A 20,003-nucleotide genomic window follows, 5' to 3' on the forward strand; every position below is an offset into this window, starting at 1 on the left:
AGACTAACTAATCCGACAAAAAACCGCAGGCCGTGGCATGCGGCTCGAAGCGTGAAGCTGGGGTCAATCGATAGTCGGCAGCTCCAGGCCCAGGCGCTTGGCCGACGCCCGCAAGTGGGCGTCGGCGCAACCGGCGGCGGCCTGGCGGTCGCCAGCGGCAATCGCCTGGTACAGCGCCTGGTGTTCCTGGGTGGCATCGGCGGAACCGCCCACCATGCGCAGCGCCGAGTTCTCCCAGGCGGCCTTGCGGGCGCTGGTCAGCTGGCTGCGCAGAAAATCATGGAAGGCCACGAAATAGTCGTTCTTGCTGGCCTCGGCGATGGCCCGGTGGAACTCCACGTCGGCCAGCCCCGCGGCTTCGAAATCACTGCGCTTGTCGTGCATTTCCTGCAACGCTTCCTGCATCCGTTGCAGGTCGGCGGCGTCGCGGCGCTGGGCGGCGATCGACGCGGCCTGGGTTTCGATCCACAAACGCATCTCGAACATCTGCGCCAGGTCCGGCAGGCGGCCATCGCCCTGGGGGAAACGGAACACGGTGCCGGCCGGGGTCTTGGAAATGTACGAACCCAGGCCACGCCGGGCGATCAGCACGCCGTCGGCCTTGAGCTGGGCGATGGCCTCGCGAATCACCGAGCGGCTGACGTTCAACTGCTCGGCCAGTTGCTGCTCGGTGGGCAGGCGCGATTCGGGGGCCAGGCGGCCGGAGTCGATCTCGGTGCGGATCGCATTGACCACGCGCACAACGAGAGAGTCGGGTCGCTGGAGTTCAAGCATGGGTGGGTAAAACCTTGGTAGTCAGGTTGTCAGACAATAGCCGTTGGGAATTTTCGCTGTCAAGAAAAACCCACGCCCGGCTGGCGGGGGCGGGGGCCACAAACCCGCGCTCAGGCCGTCAGGGGGCAGCTGAAAATCAGGTCGTCGAAGTCTTCGCCCCCCCTGCGGAAGGCCCCTTCGTCACGTTGCTGGAAGACGAAACCGCATCGCTCCAGAACCTGGCAGGACGCAACATTGCCGTCGGTGACCGTGGCCGCCAGGCGCTTGATCCCCAGGCTGTGGCGGGCGTACTGCATCAGCGCGCGCAGGGATTCCGTGGCCAGGCCCTTGCCTTGATGACCGGGGGCCAGCAGGTAGCCGACCTCGGCTTCGGCGCTGGGCCGGTCGCTGATTCGCAGGCCGGTGAAGCCCAGCTCCTCGCCGCTGTGGCGATCGCGGATCACCAGGCACAGCCAGTGGTCGCAATCCATGTCCCAATGGGGCAGGCGCGAGGTGAAACGCTCCTCGATCTGCATCCGGGAGAGCGGATCGCAGACATAGCGCAGGTTTTCCGGGTCGCTGTGCAGGGTCAGGAACAGCTCCCAGTCATGGGCGTTCAGGGGGCGCAGGTTCAGGCGAGGGGTGTGCAGTTCCAGCATGGGGGCTCCCGATCCGTGGGCAGGAAAGATTTTGGGCACTTTACAGGAGAAAAGTCTGACCGCTGCGCTGCTTATTTCGCATAAGATCCCGGGCCTTGGTTTTCAGGGATAGGGCAGGTAAGCGTGAACTGGGACGATCTGCGGTTTTTCATTGCCGTCGCCAATGCCAGCAACATCACCGACGCCGGGCAGGCGCTGAAGGTGTCGGCCTCGACGGTCTCGCGCAAGATCCTGGTGCTGGAGCAGGCCTTGAGCAGCGTGCTGTTCCTCAAGACCACCCAGGGCTATTTTCTCACCGAAGCCGGCCAGGCCCTGCTGCCCATGGCCCTGAGCGCCGGAGCTGGCCACCATCAGGTTGCCGGGGCCGGCGCTCAGGGCCATGGGCAGCATGGTGGACAGCCACAGCGGCCAGTTGATGTCGTGGATCGGGGGCACGGGCGGCTCCTGGAAGGCAGTGCGGATTGCACTGGCGCCAGCTTAAGGCGCCGCCACGCGTGGGGTTAGGGGCAGGAGTGGAAAGCGGTTTTGCGCCAGTGCGGTCCTATTCCTTGGGCAACCGCGCCAGTGCCTGCTCCAGTTCAAAGATCGCCTGTTCAACGGCGTCGCCTGCCTCCAGCAGAACCGAATAGGGCAATTGCTGTTCGGTGCAGATCCGTTCCAGTTGTTCACAACAACTGATCAATCGGTTGGCGGTGACTACTCGGGCTGCGCCTTTTATTCGATGGGCCAGTTCAGACAAGCCCCGCGCATTTTTCTCTTCCACCAGTTGGATAAGGTCCTCAAGATCCTTGCGGTTGCTCACCAGCAATTCGTCGAGCAGATGGGTCATCAGGCTGGGATCGCCAACCGTCAGTTCAGCCAATGGCGTGAGGTCATACAGCACGTTCTGATCGAAGTCGGCGATGGGTTCGCGGTCGTTTTGCGGTAGGCAATCGATGTTGCGCTGACAGGTCCGGTAGATGCTGGTGATGCGTTCGGCAAGAATATCCAGGCCCACCGGCTTGATCAGGCATTCGTTCATCCCTGCCTGAATGCAGCGTTCCAGCTCTTCGGGTTGAGCGTCAGCGGTAAGGCCGACGATGACGCAGGGCGAACGCTGTTGCTCGTTCTCTTCCTGGCGAATCGCCCTGGCCAGTTCCGGGCCGCTGAGCAAGGGCATGTGGCAGTCGGTGAGCACCACATCGAACTCGCCCTTGCGCCACTTGTCCAGCGCGACCGAGCCGTTGTCGGCTTCCGTCACCTGGTGTCCGAGGAAGTTCATCTGCTGGCGCAGGATCTCCCGGTTGATGGCGTGGTCGTCCACCACCAGCACCTTCCACGCCTGGGCGGCTTCGGGCAGCAGCTTCATGTTGAGCGAATGAGGGGCCTCGACGGGTTCGAGGATATTGAGTTGCAGCTCGACCTGGACCTGGGTGCCTTGGCCCCGGGTGCTGGTCATGGTCAGGCGCCCCCCCATGAGTTCGCACAGCGAGCGGCTGATCAGCAGCCCCAGGCCTGCCCCATCCTGGCCTTTGTGGACACCATGAGTGGCCTGGGCAAATGGCTGGAAGAGCTTTTGCTGATCCTCGGTGGAGATGCCGATCCCGGAATCCTCGATCAGCAGGTGCAGATTCAGGCGGGCGGTCTCGACAATCTCGCCCCTGAGCTGGACCTTGACGCAGCCTTCGTCGGTGAACTTGATGGCATTGCTCAGCAGGTTGGACAACACTTGCTTGAAGCGCAGTGGATCGATCAGCACGTCGCAGTTGGTGCTGGAGTCGATATCCAGTTTCAGCTCCAGGCCTTTCTGCAGCGACAGGCCCTCGAAGACCAGCACCACCGACTCCATCAGTTCACGCAGGTTGGCTCGTTTTGGCGACAGGCTCAGGCGCCCGGACTCGATACGGGCGATATCGAGAATATCGCCGATCAGCCCCAGCAGGCTCTTGGCCGAGGAGTAGGCGATTTCGATACTGGCCTGGTCGAACTGGCCGCGCTCGCCGCGCTTGAGGACCAGCTCAAGGATGCCGATCACCGCATTCATCGGGGTGCGGATTTCATGGCTCATGGAGGCGAGAAAGGCGGTCTTGGTCCGGCTGGCTTCGTCGGCCAGGTCTTTCGCACTCTCCAGTTCATCCACCAGCCGGCGATGGTCGGTCAGGTCCAGCCAACCACAGATCACGCCTTTGACCGCACCGGAGGGACCATGGAACGGCTGGACCCAGTGATCGATCCACAGCGTCTTGCCGCACAGCTCGATGCTCTGCGAGCTGTTGATGATCTGGTCCTGCTCCATGGCTTCTAGATAGTTGTCGTGTAGGTCGGGGATCGACACGCCCGGGTCTTCAAGGAGCTGGGTGACGGTCTTGCCGATCACCTGCTGGCGCGTGAGGCCTGTGGCTTGCAGGTAACTGTCATTGCACGACAGCATACGGCCGTTGCGATCACGCACGTACACCGGGTGCGGCATGCCATCGGTCAGGGTCTGAACGAAGGTCAATTGCTCGCTCAACGCCTGTTCCGCCTCCAGCCGCTTGCTGATCTGCCGGCGCAGATGAAAGATCCAGCCCAGGGCCATCAGCAACAGCAGCAGGGCGCCGATGACGACGGTGGCGATGACACCGCGGTAGTCGCGCCAGGTCTGTCCGCTCATCGAAGCGTTGGCCCGCCAGCGATAGGAAATGGCATTCAGTTCGTCAGGCGGAATGCTCTGCAAGGCCTTGTCCAGGATCGACTGCAGTTCGGTATCGCTGCGGCGCATGGCGAAGTTGCCGGTGGCCTGGCCGTTATCGATGATGTTGGCGACGTGCAGCTTCTGGTCATACAGCCGCGCCACGTAATAGCGCGCGCTGGTCAGGGCCAGCAGTGCGGCATCGGCCTTGCCGTCGTTGACCAGGCTCAGGGCGTCGAGAGTGGTGGGGGCGGTGACGATCTGGATCCGTGGAAATTCGCTGGCGATTTTCTTGAGCAGCACATGCCCCTCGACCATGGCCAGTCGCTTGTCCTGCAAACCGGCGAGGTCGGTGTTGGCAGCCCCGGCTCCTTCCTTGTTCACCAGGGCGAAAGCCGTGGTGCCGAAAGGGCGGCTGAAGCGCAGGAAATCTTCGCGATCGGGACTGGCCGTCAGGATCGTCAAGTCGGCACTCTTGTTTTTCAGGGCCGTCATGATGCTGGAGAAACTGCCCTGGCGTTGCACTTCAAATTGCAGGCCCGTACGCAGGGAAATCATCACCAGGAGGTCGGCGACAATACCGGTGAAGTTGCCCTCGGTGTTGTAGTAGGCGACGGGGGCCAGATCGTCATTGATCACCAGGCGCACGACAGGGTGGCGCGTGATCCAGCGATTTTCCTGAGGGGTCAGTGTCAGCTTGCCGTTGGCCAGAGCCACATCGCCCCCGGTCCAGCGCTTGATGATGAGCTGCTGGCGGTCCTCGCCCAGCGTATCGATCACCCGGTCGATGATGCGATGCAGGCGCGCGTTGTCCTGGTTCATGGCGAAGCTGAAACCGGCCACATTCAGGTCGAGAAAGCGCTCGAAGCGCACTTCGTTGAAGTAGCTCTGATTGATCATGTCGAAGGCCGAAAGGTTATCGCCCAGGTACAGATCGGTCCTGCCGAAGGCCAGGGCCGCCATGGCTTCCATATGGGAGTTCATCGAGATGATCTGCGCGGCAGGGAAGCGGGCCTGCAGTTCGGCCAGCCGCAGGTAGTCCCTGGGCATGGCGATCTTCAGCCCATGCAGATCATCGGCAAAGATCCGTGTATCGCCCTGGCGCCGGAACAGCGCCGGTCGATCCCGTACATAGGGTTTGCTCAGTATCACCGCCGGGTTGTGATCCTCGAAACTGTTGGAGGTGCCTAGCAGGTCGATTTCTCCTGAGGCGAGGGCGGCCAGCCCGGTAGCCCTATCGGGGACCGAAACGGCCTGCACCTGGATGTTCAGCAGCTTCCCGGCCAGCGCCAGGTAGTCTGCGGTAATGCCTTCGTAGTCCTGGTTGCTGTAGAGAATGTCATAGGGCGGAAAGCGCGACGCGGAGACGCCCAGGACCAGGCGATGCTTCTGTCGCAGCCAATGCCAGTCGGCGTCGTCAAGGACGATTTCGCTGGATGTCGGGACCAACTGACTGTTGATGTTCAGGGAAGTGAGCGTGGAACTCTCAGCCCAGGCGAGGCCGCTCATCAACATGAGGCAGAGCGCTGGCAGCAGGCGCCTTGAACGGGCGAAAAAAGACGAGATGGGCAAAATCGGAACTACCTGGTTGGAACGAAAGGCTTTAGGAACGCTAGCTCAAGCAGTAGGCAAATGCCCGGAGTGCAGGGGGGGACCATCGGTGGTGGGCGGCGTGGCTTGCATTGTCTATCAACTCGGATCAATGGGGCGTGAATTACTGCACATTTTGATCCTGGCAGTAGGAGATGAAATGCTTGGCAGGCATCGGGCGGGCGAACAGAAACCCTTGGGCCAGGGTACAGCCCAGTTCATGTAGTTGCTGTGACTGCGCGGGAGTCTCGACGCCTTCGACTACCAGTGAAAGGCCAAGGGCTTGCGCCAGTGTGACGGCACTGCGGATGACGGCCCGGCTGCGGGGTTGAAAATCCAGTTTGCGTACGAACGAGGCATCCAGCTTGATTTGGTTGAAGGGGAATTCACAGAGCCGCTCAAGCGAAGAATAGCCGGCGCCGAAATCATCCATGGCCAGGCCGCAGCCCAGCAGCCGTAACCTGAGCAGGGTTTCCAGGCTGCTGGCCGGCGCCTGGATCAAACCTGACTCTGTCACCTCAAACAGCAAGCCGCTGGCGGGCAACTGGAACTGCTCCAGGGCCTGGCTGATGTGTTCCACCAGTTCCACCGAGGCCAACTGCGAAACGTGCAGGTTGAAGGCCAGCTCCACGGGATACCGCAGCTGGGTCAACTGCCGTTGCAGGGCAATGCCCTGGCTGAGCAGAGCGCCGAAGAGCTGCCCGATCAGGTCGTTGGCTTCCATGGTGGACAGAAAACGCGCGGGGGGCAGGATGCCTAGCTGCGGGTGGTTCCAGCGTGCCAGTACTTCTGCTCCGCGCAACCGGCCATTGGCCAAGTCCACCTTGGGTTGGTAATAGGCTTCGAATTCACCATTGTTCAGGCCGCGCAAGATGTCTGAAACACTGGGTGTTCGGGGGTGCTCGGCAGCAACCTCCGAGGCCAGCGCCGGGCGACTGTAGCGCTGCAGCAGCGAGCGGGCGCGACCGAGGTTGAAGGGCTTGCCCAGGTCTCCGAGAAACTCCAGCCCCAGGGACTGGATCATCGACGCGGTCGCTTGGCGCAGTATCGGGTCCAGGTCGCTGCTGAGGATTACCGAGCGTAATAGGCCGCTCTGGCTGGCATGGTGCAGGAAGGTCAAGCCATCCATACCGCGCATGTGCAGGTCGCAGATCGCCACATCCACGCCACCCGCGGCTTTGAGCACCGCCAGTGCTTCATCGCCATCGGCGGCTTCACAGAGTGGGCCAATACCGGCCTTTCTTAACGCCGACACAGCGACCAGTCGCTGGAACGGTTGGTCTTCGAGGACCATTACACTGATTTCGGGCATGGCTGAGCGTCTGAGGAGTGATGACACGGGCTATCTTCATCGACCTTTCCTGGCAAATCTTTCAGCTCGTTCCCTCCGTTTTGTGGGAAATTTCCTAGTGAAACCAAGAAAATCTTCACATCTTACAATGTTCATCGTAATCAACTAAGAGTGGCAGTTATTTTGAAGGGTGGTAAAAAATGTATACTTTACAACCTCTTGTGTTTGCCTCTTAATAGGCGAGCTGAATTCAGGGTCTGAGTTTTTTTGAGGTGGAGTTTCATAACTATCTAGTTGGAATTCTGGCGTCGGTCAGTGTTGTTTTAAATTGCACTTTTATAATTTGTCAGTGATATGAAATATGAAAAGAGTACTGATCGTCGATGATCATCCGGTTATTCGCTCCGCACTGAAAATCGCATTGGGCAGCCAAGGCCTGGACGTTGTCGGAGACACCGATAACGGGGTAGATGCCGTGAGCCTGATCAGAAGTCTTGAACCGGATGTGGTCATTCTCGACATCAGCATGCCGAAACAGGATGGCCTGGAGGTCATCAGTCGCATCCGGGCACTGGCACAGCCGGTATTGATCCTGATATTTACCTCGCTGCCGGTGGAGACCTATCTCAATCGCTGCATTGCAGTGGGTGCCAATGGCTTCGTCAGCAAAGAGCAAAGCATGCAGAGCCTGAGCAATGCCATCACTGCCTTGCTGGATGGTTACACCTATTTCCCCAATCGTTCCCTGAATGCTCCGAAAGCCAGTGATGGTTCGGCCAGTGATGCCGCGCGGATAAAGAAACTGACCGATAGAGAGATCTTGATCCTGCAGCAACTGGCCCTGGGTTATAGCAATAAGGCAATTGGCGACAAGATGTTGCTCAGTAATAAGACCATTAGTACTTATAAGACTCGGATCTTGAGAAAGATCAATGCCGACTCCTTTCTGGAGTTGGTGGACTTTGCCAAGCGCAACAACATCGTCAGTTAACCCAGCGTCCAGATCGTCGCCCTGGATATCAGGGCATGGGGGCCGCCGAGCGACTGCCTCAATGCTAGGGGGCTGCCTGCACTGTTCCCTTCAGCGCACCCTGTAGCCACTGCGAGAAACTGCGGGTCAGCGGGCTGCTTTCACTGTCGCGCTGAATCAACCAGGCCCAGGTCGGGCCGTGCACGCTCTGTTCGCACAAAGGGCTCAGCAACTGGCTGACCAGGGCAAGGCCCACAGCCTGCTCGCCAACCTGTATCCCGGGCGGCAGGTGATCCAGCTGGATATCGACGCTATCGCCGCAGGGGGCGGCGGCATTCACTGCGGGACCCATCAGCGGCCCGGGCAGTGAGGGTTTGGGTAAAGTGGTCTGTTACAGACGGCAGAATTGGCCTGATAAAATCCGCCACTCACGCACTAACCTGCGCGCTCTTCAATACCCGGGGCTGGTCCCGGTGTGGATGATCAAGAGGAGTGCGCAATGAGCGATCAACAACCCGCGGTGACGGTACGGGCGATTCAGCCAGGGGATTACCAGCAGTGGCTGCCGCTGTGGCTGGCCTATCAGGATTTCTATCAGGTGACGCTGAGCGAAGAGGTCAGCCGCCGCACGTTCGAGCGTTTCCTCGATTCGCGGGAACCGATGTATTCGGCGGTGGCGGTGCAGGACGATGAAGTGATCGGCTTCGTCAACCTGGTGTTGCACCGTTCGACCTGGGCCGTCGGCGACTTCTGCTATCTGGAAGACCTGTACGTGGCCCCGTCGATTCGCGGCAGCGGGGCGGGCAAATTGTTGATCGAGTGGGTGCAGGCCTTTGCCCGGCAACACCAGTGCGCTCGTTTGTACTGGCATACCCAGGAGAGCAACAAGCGGGCGCAACGGTTGTATGACTGGGTGGCGTACAAACCGGGGGTGATCGAGTATCGGATGGAGTTGTAAGGGGCTGGCTGGATGCCCGTTGCTGCAGCAACGGCTATCCAGCCAGGATCAAGGCCTATGCCCCTTGCCGAAATACCAGTGCCTTGAGTCCGCACTGCGGATCCGCATCCGGAAACTCTGGCGGGTTTTCCAGCCGCTGTTCAAAGCGCAGCCCCGGCGCCTCCTGCATCACCCCTTCCAAAAGAAAGTCCACGCTAAACGCCGGATCATTCATGCACGCCAATACGCAGCCATCGGCCGTGAGCAACTCCGGCAGGCGCCGCAGCACCCGCGCATAGTCCTTGCCGAGGACAAAGCTGCCTTTCTGGAACGACGGCGGGTCGATGATCACCAGGTCGTAGGGCCCGCCCTGCTTGACCTTGCTCCAGGACTTGAACAGGTCATGGCCGAGGAAGCTCACCCGGCTGGTGTCGTGGCCGTTGAGCCGGTGGTTGTCGCGGCCGCGGCTCAAGGCCGCCCGGGACATGTCGAGGTTGACCACCCGCTCGGCGCCGCCGGCAATCGCCGCCACGGAGAAGCCGCAGGTATAGGCAAACAGGTTCAGGACATTCTTGCCCCGGGCATTGGCCCGCACCCAGTTGCGCCCGTAGCGCATGTCGAGGAACAGCCCGTTGTTCTGCTTGCTGCCCAGGTCCACCTGGTAGCGCAGGCCTTCCTCGGTGATGGTGCAGCTGTCGATGGCCTCGCCCAACAGCCACTGGCCACGGCTGTCGGGCAGGTAGCGGTGTTGCAGCATCAGGCTGCGGGCGCCGCTGGCGGCCCATTGCGGGGTCGAGCCCAGGTCTGCCAGCAATTGCTGCAGGGCTTCGAGTTGCCCGGCTTCGGGTTCCTTGAACAAGGACACCAGCACTACCCCCTGCAGCCAGTCCACCGTCAGTTGTTCCAGCCCTGGCCAGCAGCGGCCACGGCCATGGAACAGGCGCCGGGTCTCGGTGGGCGCGGCGGCCAGGGCGGTTAACAGATGCTGGTTGAGGGTGGCGAGGGCGAGAGGGTTCATCAGCGGGGCCGGTCGTTTTTTCGGGGCGGCATTTAACCACGGGCGGGGCAATATCCGCCAACCACGAGCCTGGCCCCGGTGCTCAGTCGATGTACTGCGGCCGACTTGTGGCGCGCCAGGTCGCCAACCGCTGGTCCATCACCGCGGCCAGCCGTTCAATGCCGGGCCATCGAGGGCGCTGGAACACACCAGGGTGATGTCTTGCGCGGCATCGTCCGCCAGCTCTTCGCTGGCAAAACCCTTGATCAGCATCCAGGCCAGGAACAGGCCGATATGGGGGCGCCGGCGCTGGCTGGCAGGTCTGCGGGGAAGTCGCCGCCGTAGTGCCAGGAGGCCTCGTCGTATTTCATGGGGCAAGGTCCAGCTGGGTGAACGGCAGCCCGTTCGGGTTCGTTAGAGGATGGCGCTTGTCCATTCCCGGGTGCCGGCCAGGCGGCGTTTGACGCTGTCGATCCGCCATTGCCCGGCGACGTGCTTGAGCAGGAAGCGATGCTCGTAGCACAGCGCCCGCACGGCCGGGTCGCGCATCAGCACTTCAGCCTGGGCGGGCTTGAGCCGTTCGCAGCCGAGCAGTTCATCGGCGGGCGAATATGTCGTGGGGTCACCGTAGGACGCGCGCGGATAGGCCCGTGGGCGCCGGGTGCAGAAACGTTCGATGAGTCGTTGCGGTTCGGCCCAGAAGTCGGCATCGAGCGCCTCGTGGCCCGCGGCATTGCCGCGCTGTTCCCAGGCGGCCACGGCCAGGGTATAGGCGCGCACCTGGGTGACCGGATCGCCACTGCTGTCGTGCCCTTGCGCCGGGGCCGGCCAGGGTAGGTGAGGGGCGGGCCTGGGCGCTGGAGGTGCTCCAGCGCCGGCCTGTTCAAGCTGCTGCATGACCTGGGCATGGGACTTCTCTTGGGCCAGGGACCAGGCGTTGCGCTGCTCAAAGTCCAGCAGCCGGGGATCGGCGCCGGCGTTCAGCAGCAAGGCCACCATTGCCTCGTGGCCGGCCTGGGCGGCGTTCATCAGGGCCGTGCGTTGCAGGTCGGGAGAGGCTTGATCGAGTGCGGCGCCATGGGCGAGCAGCAGTTCGGCACTGGCCAGGTCGCCATTGCTCGCGGCCCAGGCCAGCGGGCTGTAGCCCAGGGCCTTGCACGGCTGCAACACATTCGCCCGGCGCTCCAGCAGCAGCGCCACGGCGGCCGAATGGCCGGCGATAGTGGCGGCCAGCAGGGCGGTGCGCCCGGTGCTCTTATGCCGCCATTCAAGGTCCGCGCCAGCGTCCAGCAGGCGTTTGAGTGCTACGAGATCGCCACGCGCGGCAGCTTTTTCCAGGAGGTGGGACACGGTCGGGAATCCATTCGGTGGCGGCGCTAACAGCGGGCAATGGTAACGCTGCAGAGCAGGGCGTTGCCACGTCTTCAACGGGCACAGGGGCTGTTCTGGCAGCTCGCACGCGCTGGGCTACGCTGCGTACGAGGCGCCGGAGCGGGGGATGGGGTGGCGGGACAGGCCGCGTGTCGCGGCGCTTGCAGGGATAACGTTGAAGGGGGCGCTAAATGACAGGCAGGACGTTGGCGATGCTGGTGTGTGGCTGGGTGCTGTGCTGTGCCGGCGCAGCCTGGGCTGCCGAGGAGGCTGTGGCCCCGGCGCCGGTGGCCGCCGAACTCAAGGTGGCCAACCGCAGTGTGGTGGTGCTGCGGGCGATGCTGCTGGGCGAGAGCCCCGAGCAGCGGGTCAAGCGTGCCCGGGCGGTGATCGGCGAGGCGCTGGACGAGGACCGCGACCTCGACGTGCGCATCGACCCGATCCAGCAAAGCTACCTGGTGCTGTTGGGCAACAAGCGTGCCTTCATCCTCTCGACCAAGGACATCGACCCGGTGCAGTTCGACTCGGTGCAGCAGGCCGCCGAAGCGGCGGCGAGCAACCTGCGCCAGGTGATCGCCGAAACCCAGGAGGGCCGCGACCTGCATGCGCTGCTGTTGGCGCTGGGGGCGTCGGCCCTGGCCACCTTGCTGTATGTCGCCTTGCTCGGGGGGCTGGGCTGGCTGCGGCGCCGGTTGCTGGGGCGCCTGCCGGGGCTGATGCGCCGGCATACCCAGGCGCTGAAGGTCGGCCAGACCCCGGTGATCGACGCCCACTACCTGTACCCACTGGTAAGCCGCTTGTTCGGTCTGTTGCGCTGGACGCTGGTGGCCTTGTTCACCTACCAGTGGCTGGGTTTTGTGTTGTCGCGTTTTCCCTATACCCGGCCCTGGGGCGAGAGCCTCAACCACTATCTGCTGGAATTGGCCGGTTATCTGCTGCAAGGCATGATCGGCGCCATACCCGGGCTGGGAGTGGCCCTGGCGATCTTCTTCATTGCCCGCGGCGCCAGCCTCTTCAGCCGTCGGCTGCTCAAGCGCATGGCCATGCCGGGCACCTTCAGCTGGCTCAACCCGGAAACCCTGCAACCGACCACGCGCCTGACGTCCCTGGCGATCTGGCTGTTCGCCCTGGCCATGGCCTACCCCTATCTGCCGGGGGCCGGTACCGATGCCTTCAAGGGCCTGTCGGTGCTGATCGGCCTGATGATTTCCCTGGGGGCCTCCAGCGTGGTCGGGCAGGCTGCCGCCGGGCTGATCCTGACGTACACCCGCACCCTGCGCCCGGGGGAGTTCGTGCGCATCGGCGATTACGAGGGCACGGTGACTGAGCTGGGGATGTTCACCACACGCATCCGCACTGGCCTGGGCGAAGTGCTGACCCTGCCCAACTCGCTGATCACCAGTTCGGTGACCAAGAACTATTCCCGCGCCGTGCAGGGGGAGGGCTACGTGGTGGACACCACCGTGACCATCGGTTACGACACCCCCTGGCGCCAGGTCGAGGCCATGCTGCTGGAGGCGGCGCGGCGCACCGACGGCGTGCTGGCGCAGCCGGTGCCGCAGGTGTTCCAGACCGCATTGTCGGATTTCTACCCCGAGTACCGCCTGGTGGCCCAGGCCCTGCCCAGCGAGCCGCGGCCGCGGGCGCTACTGCTCAGCGTGCTGCACGGGCATATCCAGGATGTGTTCAACGAGTACGGCGTGCAGATCATGTCGCCGCACTACCTGGCCGACCCGCAACAGCAAAAGAGTGTGCCGCGGGAGCAGTGGTACGCCGCGCCTGCACGGCCGCCGCAGGAAACCTGAGGGCGTGGGGTGCTCATGGACGCCCTCCGGAGGCTTGCGTAGGATGGCGCGTTCGCGTTCTACGCCGTTGCAGCCAGCGCTGCAGCCTCCCTTGCCAACAGGAGTCCATGATGTTCAAGGCCATTGTGATCGACAAAGACACCGCCGGTTATCGCGCCCAGCTGCGCGAACTGGAGGAGGCGCAACTGCCTGAGGGCGATGTCACGGTGCGGGTGGCCTACAGCACCCTGAACTACAAGGACGGCCTGGCAATCACCGGCAAGAGCCCGGTGGTGCGGCAGTTTCCCATGGTCCCCGGTATCGACTTGGCTGGCACCGTCGAAGCCAGCAGCCATCCGCGCTTTCGCCCGGGTGAACAGGTGCTGCTCAATGGCTGGGGCGTGGGCGAGAGCCACTGGGGCGGGTTGGCGCAGAAGGCCCGGTTGCAGGGCGACTGGCTGATCCACCTGCCTGAAGCCTTCAGCGCGCGCCAGGCCATGGCCATCGGCACCGCCGGCTACACCGCCATGCTCTGCCTGATCGCCCTGGAGCGCAGCGGCCTGACCCCCGAACACGGCGAGGTGCTGGTCACCGGTGCCAGCGGCGGGGTCGGCAGTTTTGCCATCAGCCTGCTGTCGCGCCTGGGCTACTCGGTAATCGCCGCCACCGGGCGTCCGGAGGAGGCCGACTACCTCAAGGCGCTGGGCGCCAGCCGCATCATCGAGCGCGCCGAGCTGTCCCAGCCGGGGCGGCCGCTGGCCAAGGAACGCTGGGCGGCGGCCATCGACTCGGTGGGCAGCCACACGCTGGCCAACGTCTGTGCCGGTACTGCCGCCGATGGCCTGGTGGCCGCCTGTGGGTTGGCCCAGGGCATGGATTTCCCGGCCTCGGTGGCGCCCTTCATCCTGCGTGGGGTGAGCCTCTTGGGGATCAACAGTGTGACCCGCCCCTATCACGAGCGGGTGCATGCCTGGGAACGCCTGGCCGCCGAGGTGGACCAGCAGCACCTGCAGCGGATCACCCGCGAAGTGGGCCTGGAAGAGGCCCTGACCGTTGCCCACGAGTTGCTCGAAGGCAAGGTTCGCGGGCGGGTGGTGGTCGACGTCAACCACTGATATAGACCCCGGGCCGCGCTGTCGCTACGCCGTGCGCGGCCTGGGTTGCTGCATGTTTCAGGTCCGACGCGAGCTCCGTGCCACGGGGCTTCTTCGCGGCCCTTCGTCCTCTTGATCCGAGGTTGCCTGTTTCATGTCCATTTCCCCTCAGCGCCCCCTCTGGCAGGTGTACCTGGTCTTCCTGCTGCCCATGGTGCTGTCGAATTTCCTGCAGTCGTTTTCCGGCACCCTCAACGGTATCTACATCGGCCAGTTGCTGGGCACCCAGGCGCTGGCGGCGGTGTCGGGGATGTTCCCCATCGTGTTCTTCTTCATTGCCCTGGTGATCGGCCTGGGGGCCGGTGCCTCGGTGCTGATCGGCCAGGCCTGGGGTGCCCGGGAGCTGGATGCGGTGAAGTCCGTGGCCGGCAGTACCCTGATGCTGGGGGCCTTGATCGGCCTGCTGGGGGCGGTGCTGGGCATGCTGTTCGCCCGCCCGGCCCTGCAGGGCCTGGGCACACCGGCGGATGTACTGGACGACGCAGTGGGCTATGCCCGGGTGATGATGCTGATCATGCCGCTGCTGCTGGTGTTCGTGCTCTACACCCAATTGCTGCGGGGTGTCAGCGATACCCTGTCGCCGCTGCTGGCCTTGATGGTCTCGACCCTGGCGGGGCTGCTGCTGACCCCGGCGTTGATCCGTGGCTGGCTGGGCCTGCCGCCCATGGGTATCCAGAGTGCAGCCTTCGCCGGGTTGGCGGGAAATATCCTGGCCATGGGGTTTCTGGTCTGGCGCCTGAGTGGCCGCGACCACCCCCTGGCCCCGGACCGGGCGCTGTTAGCGGCGCTGCGGCTGAACCGGGCGATACTCGGCAAGGTGCTGCGCATCGGCCTGCCCACCGGGGTGCAGATGGTGGTCATCTCGCTTTCCGAACTGGTGATCCTGGCCCTGGTCAACCGCCACGGTTCCCAGGCCACGGCGGCCTATGGCGCGGTGACCCAGATCGTCAACTACGTGCAGTTCCCGGCGCTGTCGATCGCTATCACCGCCTCGATCCTCGGCGCCCAGGCCATTGGCGCCGGGCGCCTGGAGCGCATCACCCCGATCCTGCGTACCGGGCTTGCGATCAACCTGTGCCTCACCGGCGCCCTGGTGCTGCTCGGCTACCTGATTTCCCACTGGCTGCTGGGCCTGTTCATCATCGACCCGGCAGCCCTGGTGCAGGCCCAGCACCTGCTGCACATCATGCTCTGGAGCATCCTGGTGTTCGGTTTCCAGGCGGTGGTCGGCGGCATCATGCGCGCCAGCGGCACGGTGCTGGTGCCGGTGGCGATCTCGATCTTTTGCATCCTCGGGGTGCAGGTGCCGGCGGCCTATGTGCTGGACGCGCATTTCGGCCTGCAAGGGGTGTGGATGGCGTTCCCGGTGGCCTACCTGACCATGCTGGTGCTGCAGGTCTGCTACTTCAAGCTGGTGTGGCGCCACAAGCAGATCCAGCGCCTGATCTGAAGCCCGCGCTCAAGCGCCTCACCCTGGCCTGCGAACCCGAACCGGGTTAGATCGCCAGGGCCCGGGCCGGCAGGCCCTGGGGGCTCGCCAGCGCCGGCAGTGCCCCGGCGAGCACCATGCGGGTCAGGGTGGCCGCGACGCTCTGGAAGTCCCTGCTGGAGGGCTGGGCTACGCCGCTCATCAGGGCGATCTGCCAGCCTAGGGTGGGGTAGGTCTGGGTCGCCGCTCCTATGAACAGCAGCAGGTGCTCCGGGGCAATGGCGCGGATCAGGCCACGTTCGGCCCAGTTGCGCAGGCAAGCGATTTCACTGCGGTTCTGCGCCTCCAGGCTTTCACGCCAGGCCTGTGGCAATTGCTGCGCGCCGTGCAGCAACTCGCTGCAGAGAATCTTAGAACGCAGGGGGAAATCCTCGACGATCTGCATCCGCGCCTCGATGTAGGCCTGCAACGCCTGCGCCGGATCGGCCTCCGGGCGCAGCAGCCGCGACGCCTGGTGCAAGGGTTCCAGCAGGGGCTGCAGGACTTCGGCGTAGAGGTTTTCCTTGGTGTGGAAGTAGTAGTACAGGTTGGCCTTGGGCACCCCGGCGCGCAGCGCGATATCCAGGGTCTGGCAGGCACTGAAGCCCTTGGCGGCGAACTCGTTGCGGGCGGCATCGAGGATCAGTTGCCGATGCCGCAGGCGCGAGCGGCGTTCCTGGCGGGCTGGCGCTGGCACCCGGGGCGCTGCCGAGTCGGCCTCAAGCGCCTGCGGGGGCGGGCAAAACGGGGTGGATGAGGGGCAGTGCATGGGCAAATCTCGGGGGTGTGAAATCGCAATATACAAAAGTATATAGCGAAACGCCTGCCTCAGGCGCCGGCGCTGCTGTCTCGGCTGTTTCGTAGAGGGGCGAACAGAGGAGGCAAGGCCGGAACGGTGCGCCGTTCCGGCTGGCGGCAGGCTCAGGCGCGGCGCTTGCGCAGCCAGCGTCGGGCCAGGTAGCCGTAGACCCAGAGGTTGATCAGCAGCACCAGGCTGCCCAGCCACAGCTGAATGCCCGGGGTCAGCCCGGCGGGGTAGATCAGCGGGATCAGGTAATGCTCGATGAAGCCGGCGCCGTAGCCGTCCTGGCCGGCGGCGTGGCGCAGCAGGTTCTCCCAGCGGGTCAGCGGGCACTCCAGGTGCAGCACTTCCACTGCCACGCCCCAGGCCGCGGCGGGCAGGTGCAGCAGCATCAGCCGCGGGTGGCGCAGCACCAGCAGGCCACCCAGCAGCACGAAGACGATAAAGGACAGGTGAAACAGCACCAGGCTGTCGGCGGCAATACGGTAGAGCATGGGGGTTCCTTGTAGGGCGCAGTTCCGTGGCGCAGGCGCCGGGGCGGCAATATACCGAGGGCTGGTGGACGCTGGCAGTATTTCTTCGTGGTGCAGGAAAAAAGCCTGGCTCGCAATCGATCGGGCCTGCCTTTGCGCTACCTATACTGCTGGAACGCCAGGGCGGCTTGCCGAAGCTGGCGCGGCCTTTGCGGGAGGTGCATGCCTTGCGGCCAACGATGCTCTGCTGCCGCCACGGGGTCCTGGTGCTGGTGCTGATGCTCGCCGGCTGCGCCCATCGGGCTCCGGAGCCGGTGGCCGCGATGCCGGTCAGCCCGGCCACCTGGCGCCAGGTCAACCATGAACTGCTGGAGGCTTCCCGCAGTGCCACCGAACAGGCCGAGGTCTATGCCCAGGGCTCCATGGAGCACTGGCGGACCCGGGTCTACCAGCAGACCGAGGAAAACTTCATTCCCTGGTTCAGCGGGTACTGGACCCAGGAATGGCTGTCGCTCAAGGTCGGCTGGTATTCCCTGAACGATAAGGGCGACGCCGGGCAAGCTTCCCGGCGCCTGGCAGCCTACTTGCAGGAGCAGTACCGGGAACGGGTGCTGGCACCGGTGGCGCTGGAAGTCGATGCCGATGCGATCACCGGCGAGGCCATGGAGTTCTATGTGCAGTTGCTGCGCCAGCAACTGGCGCAGATCCGCAGCCATTACCCACTGCCGGCGCCGCAACTGGAACGCCACCTGGATCAGGTACTGGCCATCGACCTGGGGCCGGCCCCCGAGCAGCGCGCCTCGTTGAACCAGCTGATACGGGCCGAGCCCATTGCCCGCTTGCCCGCCTATGGGCCTTTGTTGCAGCAGATCCATGGCACTCCGACCGGCGAACAGGGAGCGCCGGCCCCGGGCGTGTCCCAGGTGGCGCAAGTGACCAGTGACAAGCTCCAGGCCCAGTTCGCCAGCCGCGGTGTGGCCGGTGCAGTATCGGCGGCGGTGGGGCGGGTGGCCGGCGCGCTGATTTCGGTGGGGGTGGCCGGGGTCCGGGCGCTGGTCCAGGACCATGACCGGGAAGACCTGCAGGCCCAGACCCGGCGGGACCTGGGCGCAGCCTTCGATCAGGCCTGGGCCAGGCAGTTGCATGACCCCGAGCATGGAGTCATGGCCGGGGTGTATTACCTCGGCCAGCAGCTCGAACGCCAGTTGCAGGCGCCGCTGGTCAATGAGGACGCCGGCGATGGCCGGGGCCCCTGAGCCCTTTCTGGCGGCTCAGCCCGGGGTGGCCTCGGCACCGGGGGCCAGCGGTACTTCGTAGTCACTGACCCCGGCCGCATGGCGCCCGGCGATGTAGCCGAAGGTCATGGCCGGCCCCAGGTTGATACCGCCGGAGGGGTAGAAACCGCCCATCACGCTGGCCATGTCGGTGCCTGCGGCGTACAGCCCGGGGATCGCCGTGCCGTGCGAATCCAGCACCTGGGCCTGGGCGTTGGTCTTGAGCCCGGCAAAGGTGCCGAAGCTGCCGGGCAGCACTTTCACCGCATAGAACGGCCCCTGTTCGATGGGCGCCACGCAGGGGTTGGGCCCGGGATGCAGGGCGTCGCCCTGCTTGCGATTGTAGGGCGTCGAGCCTCGGCCGAACTCGGGGTCCTGGCCGTTGCGGGCATGCTGGTTGAATGCCTGCACCGTGGCCGCAAGGCCCTGGGGGTCGATGCCGCACTGGCTGGCCAGGGCCTGGATGGAGTCGGCCCGTACCAGGTAGCCGCTGCGCACCAGCGGCCCCACCGGCAGGGGGAAGGGCCGGGCATAACCCAGGCCGTAACGGCGCTGGAAGCGGTGGTCGCAGATCAGCCAGGACGCCACTTCCTCGCCCGCGGGAACCGCCTCCAGCATGGCTGCGGTGTAGTCGTAGTAGCCGTCCGCCTCGTTGACGAAACGCTTGCCGTTGGCCAGTACGCCGATCAGCCCGGGTTTGGCCCGGTCGATGATGTGGGGAAAGTGGCCGATGCTGCCGTCGGCATGCCGCACCCGAGAGACGGGGGCCCAGGCCACCGGGCTGGCAAGGTCCGTGGCCAGCACGGCGCCGGCCTGTTCGCCGAGGCGGATGCCGTCGCCGCAGCAACTGCGCGGCGGCAGGGCCAGGTGCTCGTCCGGCCCGGGGGCGCGGGGAAACAACGCCTGGCGCCGAGGCAGGTCATTGGCGAAGCCGCCGGCGGCCAGTAGCACTCCACGGCGGGCGCGGATTTCCCGCGGCCCCTCAGGCGTGTCCACCAGGGCGCCCTGCACGCCCTGGCTATCGCGCAGCAGCGAGCGGGCCGGGGTGGACTCCAGCAGGTTGACCCCCAGGTCCTCGGCGGACTTGCCCAGCCGGCCGATCAGCGCCACGCCGTTGACCAGGTGCATGGCCCGGCCGTGTAGGGCCAGGTCCCGCAGGTGGCGGGCAAAGCGCCCGGCCACATGCCGCAGCGACTTGAAGGACCGGGTCATGCTGAGAAAGGCCCCCAGGTCGGCCCCGGCCATGATCGGCATGCCCAGGAACGAGGTTTCCCGCAGGGTCTTGCGCAGCCGTTTGAGCAGTGGGCCGATGGCCCGAGCGTCATACGGCGCGGCGATCACCTGATGGCCCTCGATCCCGGCCCCGGGCACCCGGCCGTGGATATCGGGGATGCCATTGCCGTCGACAAATTGCAGGGCCGTGTGCTGTTCGAAGAAGGCCACCATCTGCGGCCCGTTATCCAGAAAGGCGTCGATGCGTGCGGCATCGTAGCGCTCCCCCAGTTCATGCTTGAGGTAGGTGCGCGGTTGCTGAGGGTGTTCATGGATGCCCGCGCGGCGTGCCAGGGGATTGCCCGGCACCCACATCCAGCCGCCGGACCAGGCACTGGCACCGCCAAAAGTGGAATCTTTTTCCACAACTATCACCTTCAGGCCATGCCACGCGGCCGTCACCGCACAGGCCAGGCCAGCGGCGCCGGAGCCGATCACCAGCAAGTCACAATCCAGGGGCGGGAGGGTTGCAGCGGGAACGTCGCTCACAATGACAGGGCCTTTTTTTGAATTATGATAAAAATGGAATTGTGTTCCATTAATTTGAAAAACTATTCC

General features: G+C 64.3%; 15 protein-coding genes and 3 pseudogenes. 8 read left to right on the forward strand and 10 right to left on the reverse strand.

All coding sequences use genetic code 11. The features are described 5' to 3' along the window. Positions 1 to 63 precede the first annotated feature (63 nt). Both KCG88_RS26180 and KCG88_RS26185 read right to left on the reverse strand, forming a co-directional pair. On the reverse strand, positions 64 to 774 hold the full coding sequence (locus tag KCG88_RS26180; RefSeq protein ID WP_047285900.1) for a FadR/GntR family transcriptional regulator: 711 nt from the start codon (positions 772 to 774) through the stop codon (positions 64 to 66). A 110-nt stretch (positions 775 to 884) separates the two neighbouring features. Beyond that, positions 885 to 1,412 carry a GNAT family N-acetyltransferase gene (locus KCG88_RS26185; protein WP_210713448.1) on the reverse strand — a complete coding sequence of 176 codons (528 nt, stop codon included), beginning with the start codon at positions 1,410 to 1,412 and terminating at the stop codon, positions 885 to 887. A gap of 123 nt (positions 1,413 to 1,535) precedes the next feature. On the opposite strand from KCG88_RS26185, the pseudogene KCG88_RS31035 reads away from it, so the two are divergent. Continuing rightward, positions 1,536 to 1,661, forward strand: a pseudogene (locus KCG88_RS31035) (LysR family transcriptional regulator); the annotation flags it as partial. Positions 1,662 to 1,739: 78 nt separating this feature from the next. Here KCG88_RS31035 and KCG88_RS31210 read toward each other — a convergent pair. The 3 genes and pseudogenes from KCG88_RS31210 to KCG88_RS26205 form a co-directional block, all read right to left on the reverse strand. Further along, positions 1,740 to 1,847 (reverse strand): annotated as a pseudogene (locus KCG88_RS31210) (LysE family translocator); the annotation flags it as partial. A gap of 106 nt (positions 1,848 to 1,953) precedes the next feature. Beyond that, positions 1,954 to 5,571 (reverse strand): transporter substrate-binding domain-containing protein, encoded by a 3,618-nt coding sequence (locus tag KCG88_RS26200; protein WP_210713449.1) that lies wholly within the window; start codon positions 5,569 to 5,571, stop codon positions 1,954 to 1,956. Positions 5,572 to 5,776: 205 nt separating this feature from the next. Then, positions 5,777 to 6,964, reverse strand: coding sequence for an EAL domain-containing response regulator (locus KCG88_RS26205; RefSeq protein WP_210713450.1), 1,188 nt, complete (start codon positions 6,962 to 6,964; stop codon positions 5,777 to 5,779). 340 nt (positions 6,965 to 7,304) lie between these two features. On the opposite strand from KCG88_RS26205, the gene KCG88_RS26210 reads away from it, so the two are divergent. From KCG88_RS26210 to KCG88_RS26220, 3 genes and pseudogenes are all read left to right on the forward strand, one after another. Beyond that, on the forward strand, positions 7,305 to 7,934 hold the full coding sequence (locus KCG88_RS26210) for a response regulator transcription factor (RefSeq protein WP_047336427.1): 630 nt from the start codon (positions 7,305 to 7,307) through the stop codon (positions 7,932 to 7,934). Between the two features lie 226 nt (positions 7,935 to 8,160). Continuing rightward, positions 8,161 to 8,283: pseudogene (locus tag KCG88_RS31045) on the forward strand (agmatine deiminase family protein); the annotation flags it as partial. Between the two features lie 129 nt (positions 8,284 to 8,412). Next, positions 8,413 to 8,871 carry a GNAT family N-acetyltransferase gene (locus tag KCG88_RS26220; RefSeq protein ID WP_047336429.1) on the forward strand — a complete coding sequence of 153 codons (459 nt, stop codon included), beginning with the start codon at positions 8,413 to 8,415 and terminating at the stop codon, positions 8,869 to 8,871. A gap of 55 nt (positions 8,872 to 8,926) precedes the next feature. On the opposite strand, the gene KCG88_RS26225 is transcribed toward KCG88_RS26220, so the two are convergent. Both KCG88_RS26225 and KCG88_RS26230 read right to left on the reverse strand, forming a co-directional pair. Then, positions 8,927 to 9,868, reverse strand: coding sequence for a class I SAM-dependent methyltransferase (locus KCG88_RS26225; RefSeq protein ID WP_210713451.1), 942 nt, complete (start codon positions 9,866 to 9,868; stop codon positions 8,927 to 8,929). A 393-nt stretch (positions 9,869 to 10,261) separates the two neighbouring features. After that, positions 10,262 to 11,197 carry an ankyrin repeat domain-containing protein gene (locus KCG88_RS26230; RefSeq protein WP_210713452.1) on the reverse strand — a complete coding sequence of 312 codons (936 nt, stop codon included), beginning with the start codon at positions 11,195 to 11,197 and terminating at the stop codon, positions 10,262 to 10,264. 212 nt (positions 11,198 to 11,409) lie between these two features. Here KCG88_RS26230 and KCG88_RS26235 point away from each other — a divergent pair, with 212 nt between their 5' ends. From KCG88_RS26235 to KCG88_RS26245, 3 genes are all read left to right on the forward strand, one after another. Continuing rightward, positions 11,410 to 13,023, forward strand: coding sequence for a mechanosensitive ion channel domain-containing protein (locus KCG88_RS26235; RefSeq protein WP_210713453.1), 1,614 nt, complete (start codon positions 11,410 to 11,412; stop codon positions 13,021 to 13,023). A gap of 110 nt (positions 13,024 to 13,133) precedes the next feature. Further along, complete coding sequence (locus tag KCG88_RS26240; RefSeq protein ID WP_047285913.1) at positions 13,134 to 14,117, forward strand: MDR family oxidoreductase; 984 nt, start codon at positions 13,134 to 13,136, stop codon at positions 14,115 to 14,117. A 133-nt stretch (positions 14,118 to 14,250) separates the two neighbouring features. Next, positions 14,251 to 15,606, forward strand: a complete 1,356-nt coding sequence (locus tag KCG88_RS26245) for an MATE family efflux transporter (protein WP_047285915.1) — start codon at positions 14,251 to 14,253, stop codon at positions 15,604 to 15,606. 46 nt (positions 15,607 to 15,652) lie between these two features. Here the strand turns inward: KCG88_RS26245 and KCG88_RS26250 are convergent, their stop codons facing one another. Beyond that, positions 15,653 to 16,321, reverse strand: coding sequence for a TetR/AcrR family transcriptional regulator (locus KCG88_RS26250; RefSeq protein WP_348984539.1), 669 nt, complete (start codon positions 16,319 to 16,321; stop codon positions 15,653 to 15,655). A 224-nt stretch (positions 16,322 to 16,545) separates the two neighbouring features. Next, on the reverse strand, positions 16,546 to 16,920 hold the full coding sequence (locus KCG88_RS26255) for a DUF2784 domain-containing protein (RefSeq protein WP_011060745.1): 375 nt from the start codon (positions 16,918 to 16,920) through the stop codon (positions 16,546 to 16,548). 206 nt (positions 16,921 to 17,126) lie between these two features. Here KCG88_RS26255 and KCG88_RS26260 point away from each other — a divergent pair, with 206 nt between their 5' ends. Beyond that, positions 17,127 to 18,155 (forward strand): hypothetical protein, encoded by a 1,029-nt coding sequence (locus tag KCG88_RS26260; RefSeq protein ID WP_241774723.1) that lies wholly within the window; start codon positions 17,127 to 17,129, stop codon positions 18,153 to 18,155. 15 nt (positions 18,156 to 18,170) lie between these two features. Here KCG88_RS26260 and KCG88_RS26265 read toward each other — a convergent pair whose 3' ends face one another. Next, entirely contained in the window at positions 18,171 to 19,934 is a 1,764-nt protein-coding gene (locus KCG88_RS26265) for an FAD-dependent oxidoreductase (RefSeq protein WP_047336437.1), read from the reverse strand. Positions 19,935 to 20,003: the final 69 nt, after the last annotated feature.

The organism is Pseudomonas sp. MWU349, assembly GCF_017947325.1.
Classification (GTDB): domain Bacteria; phylum Pseudomonadota; class Gammaproteobacteria; order Pseudomonadales; family Pseudomonadaceae; genus Aquipseudomonas; species Aquipseudomonas protegens.